Genomic DNA, 14,043 nt, shown 5'->3' on the forward strand with positions numbered 1-14,043 from the left:
GAAAAGATCTTTTTTATGATGCGAAAATTTATTTTCGGAATATTATTTTTTAGCGGAATCACTCTTTTGGCTCAAGACACCAAAGAGCTAACTCTGGAAGAATGCATTGATTTAGCGGTCAATAGAAATTTGAGAATCAAACAAAGTCAGAATAATCTGATTGCGGCTGAATCAAACAAAAGACAGGCAATGTTCAATTTTCTTCCTGATTTGAATGCCAACGCAGGATATTTTGTAAGAGAGGGTTCGTTTTTTGATAACAGCTCGGGGCAATTTGCTACTGCTACAACCAGGTCCTCTCGACCAGAAATAAGTTCGAATCTGACCATTTTCAATGCTTTTGCTAATCATCATTTGTTAAACAGACGAGCTCATGAATACAACTCCAACCTTTACCGTTTAGAGGATTCGAAAATCGTCATTAAGGCCAATGTGATTAGAAGTTACCTAAGCGTCCTTGTAGACATTGAAAACTTGCGGGTATCGAATGAACGAATGGAGTTTCTTGAAAGTCAACTTGATAGGGAAAAGAAACGGGTTAGTGTAGGCGTTGGCAACCTGGAGACTGTTTATAATTTCCAATCACAAGTTGCAACGGAGCGGTTAAACAATGTCAACTTAGAAAATCAATATCAAACAGATTTGCTGTCGCTTTCCCAATTATTACAAATGAATGACGGCACAGAATTGAAAGTAGTGCCCCTTGATTTTGAGAATATGCAGATTCTTACTGAATTTGATTCTTATAATGTTGTGCTTGAAGAAGTTTTAAATAATTCGTTCCAATTGAAAAGTGCAACAGCAAGTAAAAAAGCTACGCGTGCACAATTAAGTCAGGTGAAAGCTGATAGGTATCCGTCTGTTGGTATGGGGGTCGGATATGGCACACAATATTCTTCAAATAACAGTGGTGATGTTAGCAGTCAATTTGAAAACCTAAATTATTCTTTTATCGGAGCGTCCATCCAGATTCCAATTTTCAATAGGTACTCGACTCAAAATAGAATCGAAACAACAAAGATTGCCTTTCAGAATGCAAAAATAGCGGAAGACCAGGCTGTACTGGATGTAACTAATTCAACCCAACAGGATTATTTGGCATTGAGAGCTGCACAGACGTCTTACGTTACCGCTCAGGAAAATTTTGAGGCACTAAATCAAACGTTTGAATTCATCAAGAAGCGATTTGAGACAGGAAACACTGATTTTTATTCTTACCTCGAAAGCTTGAACAATAAGAATAGAGCAGAGGCCCAATTGATTAATGCGAAATACACCATAGTGCTAAGAAAGCGAATCCTCGATCTCTACAGAGGAAATAATTAGTCAATAGGATTATAAAAATTGATGGTTCTGTCTTTGATAAAGAGAAAGCTCTCTTTGACCATCAGTGTGCCTTCTGATAATTCAGGTTTATAAAGTTCCGTTTCTACTTCGCCTGTAAAGTTTAGTCTGGTGATTTTCTTTTTAGAGAAAACAAGCACTTTGTTCCCAATCAATTGAAAACCGGTTGTGCCTAATAAATCAACAGAGTAAATCTTTCCACCAAATTGATCCAACACATGAAGCCCGTTTGTATGACTAATGAAAAGTAAGTTTTGATAAGCTTGCATTTTATTGATTGAGTCGCCTAATTGAAGCTGAACCTCCAGTACCGTACTTTTCCTTAGAGGACTTATTTTCTTCAGTCGTTGTGGATTATTCTCAACTACCCAGAAATTCCCATCAGGTGCCGGACAAGCCATCATTCCAAGTTGGACGTCAAAATCTGCTAAGAAATAATTTTTGGGAACAGTAGAAAATCGATCAAGAATTGTGATTTGCTGATTGTCAAAATAGAAAAGAAAGGGCTTGAGATTGTTCTGAACATCAATAAGTGCGATGGATGAAGCATTAGAAAGTGAGAAATTTTCAAGCAATTTTCCTTCAGAATCATATTTGGTAAGACCTCCATCCGAAAAGCCTATGTATATATTATTTTGATAATCTACAGAGTAGGCTGTGGGTTGCTTATTTACTTGCCAGCTTTTGACCTTTTCCCATTTTTGGCTGTAACCAAACAGCGGAGAAAGGAAAAGAAGACTAATCCTCAAAAGATTTAAGTAACGCTTGGTGCCCATCGAATTCAAGGTAATTGCATTGTGTGATCCATTCTCCCAAATTAAAGTAAGTAGAATTATCATTTACCGCCAATTCCAATGGTAGGTGGCGATGACCGAATACGTAATAGTCGTGATGCAATGATTGCTCTACTGCTTTACAGTACGACAGCAGTCTTTCCTTTTCCACACCTTCAAATCGCTCATCGGTTGTAGATGTTCTGCTTTTGTTACTCCAGTATTTAGCAATAGCGATACCAACATCAGGATGAATCCATCTAAACATCCACTTACATACAGGATTGGTGAAAATTTTTTTGATGATTTTAAATCGCGTACCTCCGGGCCCCAGTCCATCTCCATGCCCAAGAAGAAAAATAGTATCTCTGATTTCTAATCGAATAGGTTTTTTGTGAACTTCAATACCCAGTTCGGATTTGAAATAATCTTCCATCCACAGATCGTGGTTGCCAGCGAAGATGTGGATCGGAATGTGTTTGTCACGTAGTTCAGCGAGCTTTCCTTGAAATCTGACAAAACCTTTTGGGACAGTAGTTTTATACTCGAACCAAAAGTCGAAAAGATCACCCAATAAAAAAATGGCTGAAGCATCTTTTGAAACATGCTCCAGCCATTTAACAATTTTCTTTTCGCGTCTTATGCTTTCTTCTCTATTAGGAACTCCAAGGTGAAAGTCACTTGCGAAATATACTTTTTTGTTAGAAGGTAGCTCCTTATAAGAGCTTAATAGCTCAGGAATTACCTTCATCGCTTATTCTTCTTTATTAGCAGTAGACTCTTCTTTTTCTACTGCCTCTTTCACTTCATCTTTAACCTTGTCCAGATCTTCAGGCTTTTCTTCCTTATTATCTTTCTTCTTCTCATCACTCTCTTCGTCGGCAGTTCCGTTTGTGAATGCGTCGTAAGTGGTTGGAGTTTTGAAAGGTCGTTTACCAATCAAGCCTTCAAGGTCGGATTGGAAAATAATTTCTCTTTTCAGAAGTTCCTTCGCTAAAATCTCCAATTCACTCTTCTTAGAGAGGAGAAGCTCTTTTGTTCGTGCATATGCTTTGTCAATAAGTGCTTTTACCTCTTTATCAATCAATTCAGCCGTTGCGTCAGAATATGGCTTAGTGAAGTTGTAATCTGATTGTTTAGAATCGTAGAAAGAAACATTCCCAATCTTATCATTCATCCCATAAATAGTCACAATGCTGTAAGCGAGTTTTGTAATTCGCTCCAGATCACTTAGTGCTCCTGTTGATATCTTGCCAAAAATGATATCTTCAGCAACTCTTCCTCCAAGGGCCATACACATCTCATCAAAAAGTTGTTCCGTTTGATAGAGGAACTGTTCTTTTGGTAAGTACTGTGCATATCCCAATGCAGCTACACCTCGCGGAACAATACTTACTTTAACCAAAGGATCAGCATGTTCCAGGAACCAACCGGCCACAGCATGACCTGCTTCGTGATAGGCCACAATCTTCTTCTCTTCTGGAGATATGATTTTATTCTTCTTCTCAAGTCCACCAATCACACGATCGATAGCATCTTGGAAATCAGTCATATCCACCTTTTTCTTGTCTTTTCTGGCAGCAATAAGAGCAGCCTCATTACAAACATTGGCTATTTCAGCACCAGCAAACCCTGGCGTCTGAGCAGCTAATTTCTTAGTGTCCACATCTTTCGATAACTGGATTGGTTTTATATGAACTTTGAAAATTGCCTCTCTACCTACAATATCTGGTTTATCTATACTTATTTGACGGTCAAATCGACCCGGTCTAAGTAATGCAGAATCCAACACATCCGGTCGATTGGTTGCAGCCAAAATGATTACGCCAACATCGGTAGAGAATCCATCCATCTCTACAAGGAGAGAGTTAAGTGTATTCTCTCGCTCATCGTTTGAGCCTGGCATCTGTCCTCTTCCTCTGGATCTTCCAATAGCATCTATCTCATCAATAAAGACGATACATGGAGCTTTCTCTTTAGCTTGTTTAAATAGGTCTCTCACTCGAGCTGCACCTACACCAACAAACATTTCCACAAAATCAGACCCGGATAGCGTGAAGAAAGGCACTCCAGCCTCGCCAGCCACTGCTTTTGCTAGCAATGTTTTACCTGTTCCCGGAGGGCCTACAAGAAGAGCGCCTTTAGGAATTTTACCACCAAGTTTTGTGAATTTTTCGGGGTTTTTTAGAAACTCAACAATCTCACGGATCTCCTCTTTAGCTTCCTCTAAACCTGCAGCATCAGAAAAAGTTATCTTGACTTTATTCTGTGCGTCAAATAATGAAGCACGTGATTTTCCAATATTAAAGATCTGACCACCTGGGCCACCGCCTCCGGTCATGCGTCTCATTAAAAACCAGAATCCGAAGATTAAAAGTATAAGGAATCCCCAATTGAAGAAAATGTTGGTGTAATCACTCCTTTCTTCGATTTTATAATCAAAACGCTGATCTTCGGGAATCTCAGCCATAAGTTCTTCAAAATCCCTTACGAATTTCTCGATACTTACTATTTCTACTTTGTAATGAGGGCCACCGCCTGGATTTAAAATACTACGGTTTTGTTCAAGCTCTATTTTATACTTGGTGTTGCTTAAAGCCTCAGGCTTTAAAGTCACCTCAATGAAGTCTTGATTCTTTATTAAAACTACTTTTTGCACATCATTCGATCGAACCATTTTCTCAAATGATCGGAAAGTGGTAGTTACTGCGCCACTATCATTAGAAAATATTGTTAATCCAATGACTAGAGCTAGTAATCCCCCAATTAACCAGCCCTGAAAGCCTGGTCTTGGTTTAGGTGCATCTTTTCTTTTCTTATCGGGCATATTTTTGTTTCTCCTGTAAAAATTTGTTTAGCTAACGAGGTGCATGGTTATTAGTTTTCTTCAATGCGTGTAATTTTCGCATCTCCCCACAATTCCTCCAATCCATAAAATGTTCGTTTCTCTTTATTAAAGACGTGGGCTACCACATCTACATAATCCAATAAAATCCATTCTTTGTTTTCCTTCCCCTCTCTTTTCCAGGGATTTTGTTTTGACTTCTTGTGGATTTGTTCTTCTATTGATTCTGAAATAGCATCAATTTGTGTATCTGAATTTCCGCTGCAAATCACGAAATAGTCTGCTATAGCGTGTTTTACGTCCCTCAAATCCATCACCACAACGTCCATGCCTTTTTTATCCAACATCCCATCTACCACCCACTCACTTAAAATTTCTGAACTGATGTCTTTACTTACCTGCTGATTCACTAATAGATTCCAATTAATTTTGCCGCAAATTTACATTAATTCTGTTGCATAAAATCTTTGCCAAACCCTTATTCTTAGGTAAAAAAGTGGTTTTCCTGCCACAATGTCACTCAACCAATGATGAGTTAACCTCTCTGAGTAAAAACAACAAAGAGCCGGAAGGCATTGTTCTCTACACTAACAACCAGATTAAAGGAAAAGGTCAAAGGGGTAATCTGTGGATTGCTGAACCCGGAAAAAATGTGCTTATGTCTGTTTTATTAAAGCCGACCTTCCTTGATCCACAAAACCAATATTATCTAAACTTAATCACTGGATTGGCAATCATTGATGCACTGAAAAACCATGTTAGCCACAATTTGGTTCTTAAGTGGCCAAATGATGTATATGTTAATGAGAAAAAAATTGCAGGTATTCTTATTGAAAGTAATATACGAGGGAGCGTACTTGAATCATCCGTTGTTGGAGTTGGCCTAAATGTAAATCAAGGTGGGTTTAATTTCCCAAAAGCTACTTCATTATACCTGGAGACAGGATCGAAGTTTGAAATTCTTGATATCATGGAAGAATTACTTCAGCATCTGGAAAAATGGTACATGAGATTAAAATCAGGCAACAAAGATCAGATTCTCAGTAGTTATCACGAGCTATTAATGTGGAGAGGGGAAAGGCGACACTTTAAAGCCAAAGATAAGGAATTTGTGGGTGAAATTGTTGGAATAAATGAACATGGTAACCTGACAATTAATTACAATGGAGACCTCAAACAATATGGAATTAAAGAAATTGAATTTGTTGGCTGACACTTATTGAATTTGCAGGAACCTTAATGATAATTAAGGGTTATATCTTTGCAATCCCAAAAACGGAAATAAATATCAGAAATAGTATATAGTAATGAGCGTAACGACAGAAAAGTACAAAGTAAAAGACATTGCCCTGGCCGATTGGGGAAGAAAAGAAATTGAGCTTGCAGAGGCAGAAATGCCGGGTTTAATGGCTCTTCGTGAAGAATATGGAAAAGGCAAACCGCTTGCTGGTGCTAGAATAGCCGGATGTCTTCACATGACTATCCAAACGGCAGTTTTGATTGAAACACTTGTTGAGCTGGGTGCGGATGTAACCTGGTCATCATGTAATATTTTTTCAACTCAGGATCATGCTGCAGCGGCAATCGCAAAAGCAGGTGTGCCGGTTTTCGCGTGGAAAGGAATGAATGACGAAGAGTTTGACTGGTGCATAGAGCAAACACTTTTTGCATTTGAAGACGGTAAGCCATTAAACATGATCCTGGACGATGGTGGAGACCTTACAAACATGGTTCTTGACAGATACCCTGAACTAGTGAAGGATATCAAAGGACTTTCAGAAGAAACAACTACAGGGGTGCACAGACTTTACGAGCGAATGAAAAAAGGCACACTTCCAATGCCGGCGATCAATGTAAATGACTCTGTCACCAAGTCTAAGTTTGATAACAAATACGGTTGTAAGGAATCATTGGTAGATGCGATTCGACGTGCTACAGACGTGATGTTAGCAGGAAAAGTAGCAGTTGTAGCTGGTTATGGTGATGTGGGTAAAGGGTCTGCGGCATCTCTTAGAGGCGCAGGTGTGAGAGTGATTGTAACAGAGATTGATCCAATTTGTGCATTACAGGCAGCCATGGACGGATTTGAAGTGAAGAAAATGTCAGATGCTGTTTCCAGAGCGGACATTGTTGTAACAGCTACTGGTAATAAGGACATCATCCGCGGTGAGCATTTTGAGAAAATGAAGGACAAAGCAATTGTTTGTAACATCGGTCACTTCGATAATGAAATCGACATGGCATGGTTAAAGAAAAATCATGGTAATTCACATGTTGAGATTAAGCCTCAGGTTGATTTATACAATGTAAATGGAAACGACATTATAGTTCTAGCTGAAGGTCGCCTTGTGAATCTGGGTTGTGCAACCGGTCACCCATCGTTTGTAATGTCAAACTCTTTCACAAACCAAACCTTGGCACAAATTGAGCTTTGGAAGAATCATGAAAACTATGAAAATGCAGTATACATGCTTCCAAAACATTTAGATGAAAAAGTAGCAGCACTACATTTATCTAAGATAGGAGTGGAGCTAGATTCACTTACAAAAGACCAGGCAGAATATATCGGTGTGGAGGTTGAAGGGCCATTCAAGCCAGAATATTACAGATATTAAAAATTTAGATTTTACCAAAATGAAAGGATTCTTCTGTAAGGGAGAATCCTTTTTTATTTATTCTTCAAAACTCTGCCTCATTGGCAGGTTTTTGGGATTGGCAGGCTTTATGTTTATTTTATATAGGTCTGATTGATTGTCGCATGTCGAACAATCAATAAGTTATTAAGTTCTAGTTGAGAAGATTACGAGAAGAATGAACTTATTTAGAACTAATCTAAATCAGGCACGTATATTGATGTACATACACACAAAAATGTGAAGAGAATGACCAATCAAGTAGATACTCCAGTAAAAAGATCATATTCTGAAGCTAAAAAAGTGCAAGTCTTTGATGGCGAATTTATGCCACACATAGACTCCATGTACAATTTTGCTTATAGGCTCACCTTTGATGAAGATGAGGCAAAAGATTTAGTTCAGGATACTTACATGAAAGCTTATCGATTCATAAACTCATTCCAGGAAGGAACGAATGCAAAAGCATGGCTTTATAGAATCCTTAAGAATAGCTTCATTAATGATTACAGGAAAAAAAGTAAGCAGCCTTCAAAGGTTGATTATCAGGAAGTAGAGCAATTTTATAATTCAGAAGATACTCCAAGTAATGCTACAGTTGACCTCCGATTAGAAACTACCAAGGATATGATTGGTGATGAGATCAGCAATGCACTTAACTCATTAGCGGTTGATTTCCGAACAGTAGTAATACTTTGTGATCTTGAAGGTTTCACCTATGAGGAAATGGCCAAAATATTAGACATTCCAATTGGTACCGTGAGGTCAAGATTGCACAGAGCTAGAAATCTACTTAGAGAGAAGCTAGGATCGTATGCTCACTCAATGGGATACAACTAGGTAGGAACTTTTTTTACAGACTCACCATTCCATACTTATACGAAAACAACATTCTAGAAATGTCAGATTGTCCCGACTGTGGTTGCAGTGATTTTGATAAGTGCTTGAGGATATTGAATCTCATGTTGGATAATGAAGCTACTCCTCTTCAGGAGGAGTTTTTCTTTGGTCACATTGAAAATTGCATGGTCTGTTTTGCTCATTATAATGTGGAAAAACAGATCAGGCAGTTGCTGAAAACGAAGCTCAACAATAAATCAGTGCCGGATGCCTTAGCGGATGAAATCCGCCGTAAAATTGTTTCCTGATTATTGTTTCCACTTTTAATTGTCATGGCAGACATTCGGCTTTAAATTCGCCGGATGGATGGTAAAGCCATTATATTTTCAGCACCCTCTGGAGCAGGTAAGACAACAATCGTTCACAGCCTTTTGGATCGAATCCCTGGATTAAGATTCTCAATATCCGCCACAACACGTAAGATGCGTCCAGCAGAAATTAATGGAAGAGACTATTATTTTCTCTCAGTCCCTGATTTTAAATTGAAACTTGAGACAGGCGAACTTTTGGAGTGGGAGGAAGTGTATACGGACACTTTCTATGGTACGCTCAAAAGTGAAGTCGATCGAATTTGGTCGGAAGGGAATCATGTGATTTTTGATGTAGATGTAAAAGGGGGGAAGAAGTTGAAAAAAATATTCGGTGACAAAGCCCTTTCCATTTTTGTAAAAGTAAGAGGCGAAGAAGTACTCAGGGAGCGTCTAAAGATGCGAAATACAGAAAGCATAGAAGCACTGAATCAAAGAGTTAATAAAGCTGCAATTGAGATGAAAGAAGAAATTCATTTTGATAAAGTAGTCTTAAACGAGGACCTGGATAGAGCCATCGATGAGGCTGAAAAATTGGTAAAAGAATTTATTAAGTAGCTCAATGGAAATAGGACTTTTTTTCGGATCGTTTAATCCCATTCATACGGGTCACATGATCATTGCCAACCTGGTGAAAGAAACGACCAGTGTTGATGAAGTCTGGTTTATAGTAAGTCCTCAAAATCCATTTAAAAAGAATAAAAACTTACTTCATGAATTTGATCGGTTAGATATGGTCAATGCAGCTATTGGTGATGATTATCAATTTAGATCCAGTGATGTGGAGTTTAACATGCCTCGCCCGAGCTACACCATTGATACATTAACAGTACTTCAGGAAAAGTATCCGGACAAAAAATTCCGCTTAATTATTGGAGAGGATAATCTTTCTTCGTTTCCGAAATGGAAAAACCATGAGATGATTTTAGAGCACTACGGATTGATCGTTTATCCAAGGCCTAACTCAGAACCCTCAGATCTGTCATCCCATGAAAATGTTAGAATGATTGATGCACCTGAGGTAGATATTTCTGCTACTTTGATTCGAAAGCTTATTAAAGAAGAGAAATCCATTAAATACCTGGTGCCTGATCAGGTCGAAGCTTTAATTAAAAGCAAAGGATTTTTCCACTAAATAAAATTTCAATCCTCTCAACATGAGTACCCTGATGGGTAAAATGAATTGGCTTTAGGAAAGCGGAGACATCAAAAAAGCCAAGATGAAATCCTGGCTTCTTTAAACTTCTAATTTTTCTTGACTTTAGACAGTCATGATATCTTTTTCCTTACTATCAACTAGTGCATCAATTTTAGCTGTGAAAGTATCGGTGAGCTCTTGCACCTCATCTTCTGCGCTCTTTATCAAATCTTCTGAAACACCATCCATTTTCTTTAAAGAGTCATTTGTTTCTTTACGAGCATTTCTAATACTCACCTTGCCTTTTTCAGCTTCAGCTTTCACTTGTTTCATAAGGTTTAATCGTCTTTCCTCAGTGAGAGGAGGAATGTTGATGCGAATTTGCTCACCATCATTTTGAGGATTGAAACCCAGATTACTATTGATAATTGCTCTTTCAATTTCTTGAAGCATACCTTTTTCCCATGGCTTGACGCTTAAAGTACGGGCATCCGGAGTAGTCACACCAGCTACCTGATTTAAAGGCGTCATGGTTCCATAGTATTCAACTTCAATCCCATCCAGCATACTTGGCATTGCCTTTCCGGCTCGGATTTTTGAAAATTCGTCTTTTGTATGTTTGATGGCGGATTCCATCATTTCTTTTGCAGTGTCCAGATATATGTCAATTTCTTCCATGGGTGAAAATTAAAAATTATCAATGAATAAGAGTCCCAACTTCTTCACCGGAAACAATTTTCAGTAAGTTTCCTTTAGTGTTCATATCAAATACAATGATTGGTAAGTTGTTTTCTTGGCAAAGTGTAAATGCAGTCATGTCCATAATATTCAAATTCTTTTCATAGGCTTCCTGAAAAGAAATCTTAGAGTAACGCTCCGCATTAGGATCCTTTTCCGGATCTGCAGTATACACCCCGTCGACACGAGTGCCTTTGAGTACTACATCAGCTTCTATTTCAATGGCTCTTAAGCTCGCTGTAGAGTCAGTCGTGAAATAAGGATTGCCTATGCCGGCACCAAAAATCACTACCCTTCCTTTCTCCAAATGCCTGATAGCACGTCTCCTGATAAAGGGCTCACATACCTGCTCCATTTTCAGTCCTGACATCAGTCGGGTAAACATTCCTTTCTTCTCAAACATGCTTTGCAGAGCCATAGCATTAATAACCGTAGCAAGCATTCCCATATAATCCCCTTGAACTCTATCGATACCGGACGCTTCACCTTCTACTCCCCTAAAAATATTTCCGCCTCCAATCACTACAGCAACCTCAACCCCCTCATTGACAACCTGCTTTATTTCTTCGGCATATTGAATGAGCCTTTTCGAGTCAATTCCATGTTGCTGGTCACCCATCAAGGCTTCACCACTGAGTTTTAAAAGTATTCGTTTATAAGTCATAAATTTTTTTCAATCTGAGGGATAAACCGTGCAAATATATATTGAATGATACGGTCTACTCGAATGAAATTAAGACCTGATTTTTTTCTACGTTTTCTTTTTCGGATATGTGTATTTTGTTCACTTTCCCATCTCCCGGAGATTTGATCACGTTCTCCATTTTCATAGCTTCTAATACAAGAAGTTTATCTCCTTGGGTCACTTCATCGCCTTCATTTACAAGGATATTTAAAATGGATCCTGGCATTGGTGCTTTTATATCCTGAACGGCAGTTGCTGCAATTGTATCCATGCCTAGTTTACTTAGAATCTGATCAATGTGATCCGTTACTAAAACATCCATGACATGATCATTTATTTTTAATTTCATTGCTTTTCCATCCCTCTCTACAATGTCAACTCGAAAAATTTTATTCGATTTATAAACTTTAAATGAATCATCACTAATTCGTTTTATCTCACCGTCGAATGGTTTGTTATTTAAGAAAACCCCTTCCTTATTGTTTTCTACACTAATTTTTTTGGATTCTCCAACCTGTACTTCTATCATGGAAATGCTGTTTATTATATAGGTTGTCAAAAATATGGATTGCATTAGACTTTTTATCTAAAAATGAAGTTTGATTAGTTCAAAAAACCATATACTTTTGCAATCCTTTTTCTGGAAAGCATCTGGAAAAAGTAGTTCTTAAAAGTGTTAATAAACTAAGGGGAGATACTCAAGCGGCCAACGAGGACAGACTGTAAATCTGTTGGTGTATTCCTTCGCAGGTTCGAATCCTGCTCTCCCCACTTTGAGAAATATCAAATCTCAAAATACAAGTCTCAATCATTTTGCGTGTTTGTGATTTGACATTTGTTGTTTGTGATTTCAATTAAGCGGGTGTAGCTCACCGGGTCGACGATTCGATTGGTTGAGCGACAGCCGATAAAACTAACTTGCTGGATTTTTTTTAGTGAGTTTAAAACAAGCGGGTGTAGCTCAGTTGGTAGAGCGACAGCCTTCCAAGCTGTAGGTCGCGGGTTCGAGCCTCGTCACCCGCTCAAATGTTGAAATTATTTTCAACATTGAGCATGAATGAAATCAAAGGATTTCATTTCATAGTTTTTTGAATGGAAAATTATGGGCTGGGTGTAGCTCAATTGTGGAGCGACAGCTCGTTCCACTCCGGCTTCCAAGCTGTAGGTCGTCGGTCCGCCGATGCGGGCGGTTCGCCGTTGCGATCGGTGCGCCGAAGCGACGAGCCTCGTCACCCGCTCAATAACTTTGAGCGATTCGTTACAAGTTTTCAGTTCTTAGTTTCAACTAATTAACTATTAACTTGAAACTAATCAACTAAAGCAAGCCGATGTAGCTCAGGGGTAGAGCGTTTCCTTGGTAAGGAAGAGGTCAGGGGTTCAAATCCCCTCATTGGCTCTAGGAAAGAACTTTATATAGTATTAGAGTAATAACAGTAATAAATTAATTAAAACTAAATCGAGGATTATCAAACATGGCTAAAGAAACCTTTGATCGATCGAAACCACACGTAAATATTGGTACAATCGGACACGTTGACCATGGTAAAACAACTTTGACTGCTGCAATTTCAAAAGTTTTGGCAGACAAAGGTCTTGCCACTGCAAGCGACTTTTCAGCTATTGACAATGCACCTGAAGAAAAAGAAAGGGGTATTACAATCAATAGTTCACACATTGAATACCAGACAGAGAAACGACACTATGCACACGTTGACTGTCCAGGTCACGCGGATTATGTAAAAAACATGGTAACTGGTGCTGCTCAGATGGACGGAGCTATCATCGTAGTAGCTGCTACTGACGGACCAATGCCACAAACAAGAGAGCACATACTTCTTTCAAGACAAGTAGGTGTTCCTGCCTTGGTTGTGTTTATGAACAAAGTTGACTTGGTTGATGATCCTGAACTACTTGAACTAGTAGAAATGGAAATCAGAGAGCTTCTTTCTGATTATGACTTCCCAGGTGATGACGTACCTGTAATTCAGGGTTCTGCTCTTGGCGGACTTAACGGAGATGCTAAGTGGGTAGAAAAAATTGATGAGCTAATGGATGCTGTGGATGAATTCATCCCACTTCCAGAAAGAGATGTAGATAAAGATTTCTTGATGCCAGTAGAGGATGTATTCTCTATTACAGGTCGGGGAACTGTAGCGACAGGTAGAATCGAAAGAGGTGTAATCAACTCTGGAGATGGTGTTGACATTATCGGTATGGGAGCTGAAGGTCTTAAGTCTACAATCACGGGAGTAGAGATGTTCCGTAAGATTCTAGACAGAGGTGAAGCTGGAGATAACGTTGGTCTTCTTTTGAGAGGTATTGAAAAAGATCAAATCAAAAGAGGAATGATTATCTGTAAGCCGGGTTCTGTAACTCCTCACGCTCACTTCAAAGCAGAGGTTTACGTTCTATCAAAAGAAGAAGGTGGACGTCACACTCCATTCTTTAATAAGTACAGACCTCAGTTCTACTTAAGAACTACAGATGTGACTGGTGAAATCATGCTTCCTGAAAACGTAGAAATGGTTATGCCAGGTGATAACGTAACTATTGAAGTTAAACTTATCAGCCCTGTAGCACTAGAAAAAGGATTGCGATTTGCGATCAGAGAAGGTGGACGAACTGTAGGTTCTGGTCAGGTAACTGAAATTCTTGATTAATAAATAGTTATCCCGGCAT

At 38.8% G+C, this 14,043-nt stretch carries 15 protein-coding genes and 4 tRNA genes; 12 read left to right on the forward strand and 7 right to left on the reverse strand.

Annotated features, from left to right (window positions below):
• The first annotated feature begins 18 nt into the window (after positions 1-18).
• Positions 19-1,326: a TolC family protein gene (locus tag ACQK2H_RS05150; RefSeq protein ID WP_425390397.1), complete on the forward strand. Its 1,308-nt coding sequence runs from the start codon at positions 19-21 to the stop codon at positions 1,324-1,326.
• Here the strand turns inward: ACQK2H_RS05150 and ACQK2H_RS05155 are convergent.
• From ACQK2H_RS05155 to rsfS, 4 genes are read right to left on the reverse strand one after another with little or no spacing between them, the layout of a single operon-like run.
• Complete coding sequence (locus tag ACQK2H_RS05155) at positions 1,323-2,120, reverse strand: hypothetical protein (RefSeq protein WP_425390398.1); 798 nt, start codon at positions 2,118-2,120, stop codon at positions 1,323-1,325. The two genes, ACQK2H_RS05150 and ACQK2H_RS05155, sit on opposite strands and share 4 nt — an antisense overlap.
• A complete protein-coding gene (locus ACQK2H_RS05160; protein WP_425390399.1) occupies positions 2,083-2,868 on the reverse strand; it encodes a UDP-2,3-diacylglucosamine diphosphatase in 786 nt (261 codons plus the stop codon). The genes ACQK2H_RS05155 and ACQK2H_RS05160 overlap by 38 nt, the downstream gene beginning before the upstream one ends.
• A 3-nt stretch (positions 2,869-2,871) precedes the next feature.
• On the reverse strand, positions 2,872-4,944 hold the full coding sequence (gene ftsH, locus ACQK2H_RS05165; RefSeq protein ID WP_425390400.1) for an ATP-dependent zinc metalloprotease FtsH: 2,073 nt from the start codon (positions 4,942-4,944) through the stop codon (positions 2,872-2,874).
• A gap of 50 nt (positions 4,945-4,994) precedes the next feature.
• On the reverse strand, positions 4,995-5,372 hold the full coding sequence (rsfS, locus tag ACQK2H_RS05170; RefSeq protein WP_425390401.1) for a ribosome silencing factor: 378 nt from the start codon (positions 5,370-5,372) through the stop codon (positions 4,995-4,997).
• A 44-nt stretch (positions 5,373-5,416) separates the two neighbouring features.
• Here rsfS and ACQK2H_RS05175 point away from each other — a divergent pair, with 44 nt between their 5' ends.
• The 6 genes from ACQK2H_RS05175 (at position 5,417) to nadD (ending at position 9,938) form a co-directional block, all read left to right on the forward strand.
• The gene (locus ACQK2H_RS05175; protein WP_425390402.1) at positions 5,417-6,175 is read left to right on the forward strand and encodes a biotin--[acetyl-CoA-carboxylase] ligase; all 759 of its coding nucleotides are present in this window, start codon (positions 5,417-5,419) and stop codon (positions 6,173-6,175) included.
• A 94-nt stretch (positions 6,176-6,269) separates the two neighbouring features.
• Positions 6,270-7,577, forward strand: coding sequence for an adenosylhomocysteinase (gene ahcY / locus ACQK2H_RS05180; protein ID WP_425390403.1), 1,308 nt, complete (start codon positions 6,270-6,272; stop codon positions 7,575-7,577).
• Between the two features lie 267 nt (positions 7,578-7,844).
• Complete coding sequence (locus ACQK2H_RS05185; protein WP_425390404.1) at positions 7,845-8,435, forward strand: sigma-70 family RNA polymerase sigma factor; 591 nt, start codon at positions 7,845-7,847, stop codon at positions 8,433-8,435.
• 122 nt (positions 8,436-8,557) lie between these two features.
• On the forward strand, positions 8,558-8,743 hold the full coding sequence (locus ACQK2H_RS05190; RefSeq protein ID WP_425390405.1) for a hypothetical protein: 186 nt from the start codon (positions 8,558-8,560) through the stop codon (positions 8,741-8,743).
• Positions 8,744-8,797: 54 nt separating this feature from the next.
• The gene (gene gmk, locus ACQK2H_RS05195) at positions 8,798-9,361 is read left to right on the forward strand and encodes a guanylate kinase (RefSeq protein ID WP_425390406.1); all 564 of its coding nucleotides are present in this window, start codon (positions 8,798-8,800) and stop codon (positions 9,359-9,361) included.
• Between the two features lie 4 nt (positions 9,362-9,365).
• On the forward strand, positions 9,366-9,938 hold the full coding sequence (gene nadD, locus ACQK2H_RS05200) for a nicotinate (nicotinamide) nucleotide adenylyltransferase (protein ID WP_425390407.1): 573 nt from the start codon (positions 9,366-9,368) through the stop codon (positions 9,936-9,938).
• 126 nt (positions 9,939-10,064) lie between these two features.
• Here nadD and frr read toward each other — a convergent pair whose 3' ends face one another.
• Genes frr through ACQK2H_RS05215 form a run of 3 tightly spaced genes read right to left on the reverse strand, consistent with a single transcriptional unit; the run spans position 10,065 to position 11,893 of the window.
• Positions 10,065-10,619, reverse strand: a complete 555-nt coding sequence (gene frr, locus ACQK2H_RS05205; protein ID WP_425390408.1) for a ribosome recycling factor — start codon at positions 10,617-10,619, stop codon at positions 10,065-10,067.
• Between the two features lie 19 nt (positions 10,620-10,638).
• Entirely contained in the window at positions 10,639-11,343 is a 705-nt protein-coding gene (pyrH, locus tag ACQK2H_RS05210; RefSeq protein ID WP_425390409.1) for a UMP kinase, read from the reverse strand.
• A gap of 55 nt (positions 11,344-11,398) precedes the next feature.
• Positions 11,399-11,893 (reverse strand): acetyl-CoA carboxylase biotin carboxyl carrier protein subunit, encoded by a 495-nt coding sequence (locus ACQK2H_RS05215; RefSeq protein ID WP_425390410.1) that lies wholly within the window; start codon positions 11,891-11,893, stop codon positions 11,399-11,401.
• 159 nt (positions 11,894-12,052) lie between these two features.
• Here ACQK2H_RS05215 and ACQK2H_RS05220 point away from each other — a divergent pair.
• The 5 genes from ACQK2H_RS05220 to tuf all read left to right on the forward strand — a co-directional run bounded on the left by ACQK2H_RS05220 (position 12,053) and on the right by tuf (position 14,024).
• Positions 12,053-12,135, forward strand: a tRNA-Tyr gene (locus ACQK2H_RS05220).
• 179 nt (positions 12,136-12,314) lie between these two features.
• A tRNA-Gly gene (locus tag ACQK2H_RS05225) sits at positions 12,315-12,387 on the forward strand.
• An 83-nt stretch (positions 12,388-12,470) separates the two neighbouring features.
• Positions 12,471-12,602 (forward strand) — tRNA-OTHER (locus tag ACQK2H_RS05230).
• A gap of 86 nt (positions 12,603-12,688) precedes the next feature.
• Positions 12,689-12,760: transfer RNA gene (locus ACQK2H_RS05235), tRNA-Thr, on the forward strand.
• Between the two features lie 76 nt (positions 12,761-12,836).
• On the forward strand, positions 12,837-14,024 hold the full coding sequence (tuf, locus tag ACQK2H_RS05240; protein WP_425390411.1) for an elongation factor Tu: 1,188 nt from the start codon (positions 12,837-12,839) through the stop codon (positions 14,022-14,024).
• Positions 14,025-14,043: the final 19 nt, after the last annotated feature.

The organism is Ekhidna sp., assembly GCF_965228795.1.
Lineage (GTDB): Bacteria > Bacteroidota > Bacteroidia > Cytophagales > Cyclobacteriaceae > Ekhidna.

What these genes read in the sequence shown, in the direction of transcription:
- ACQK2H_RS05150 (WP_425390397.1), top strand. Translation starts at nt 19, where the DNA reads ATGCGAAAATTTATTTTCGGAATATTATTTTTTAGCGGAATCACTCTT.
- ACQK2H_RS05155 (WP_425390398.1), bottom strand. Translation starts at nt 2,120, where the DNA reads ATGGGCACCAAGCGTTACTTAAATCTTTTGAGGATTAGTCTTCTTTTC.
- ACQK2H_RS05160 (WP_425390399.1), bottom strand. Translation starts at nt 2,868, where the DNA reads ATGAAGGTAATTCCTGAGCTATTAAGCTCTTATAAGGAGCTACCTTCT.
- ftsH (WP_425390400.1), bottom strand. Translation starts at nt 4,944, where the DNA reads ATGCCCGATAAGAAAAGAAAAGATGCACCTAAACCAAGACCAGGCTTT.
- ahcY (WP_425390403.1), top strand. Translation starts at nt 6,270, where the DNA reads ATGAGCGTAACGACAGAAAAGTACAAAGTAAAAGACATTGCCCTGGCC.
- ACQK2H_RS05185 (WP_425390404.1), top strand. Translation starts at nt 7,845, where the DNA reads ATGACCAATCAAGTAGATACTCCAGTAAAAAGATCATATTCTGAAGCT.
- ACQK2H_RS05190 (WP_425390405.1), top strand. Translation starts at nt 8,558, where the DNA reads ATGTTGGATAATGAAGCTACTCCTCTTCAGGAGGAGTTTTTCTTTGGT.
- gmk (WP_425390406.1), top strand. Translation starts at nt 8,798, where the DNA reads ATGGATGGTAAAGCCATTATATTTTCAGCACCCTCTGGAGCAGGTAAG.
- nadD (WP_425390407.1), top strand. Translation starts at nt 9,366, where the DNA reads ATGGAAATAGGACTTTTTTTCGGATCGTTTAATCCCATTCATACGGGT.
- frr (WP_425390408.1), bottom strand. Translation starts at nt 10,619, where the DNA reads ATGGAAGAAATTGACATATATCTGGACACTGCAAAAGAAATGATGGAA.
- pyrH (WP_425390409.1), bottom strand. Translation starts at nt 11,343, where the DNA reads ATGACTTATAAACGAATACTTTTAAAACTCAGTGGTGAAGCCTTGATG.
- ACQK2H_RS05215 (WP_425390410.1), bottom strand. Translation starts at nt 11,893, where the DNA reads ATGATAGAAGTACAGGTTGGAGAATCCAAAAAAATTAGTGTAGAAAAC.
- tuf (WP_425390411.1), top strand. Translation starts at nt 12,837, where the DNA reads ATGGCTAAAGAAACCTTTGATCGATCGAAACCACACGTAAATATTGGT.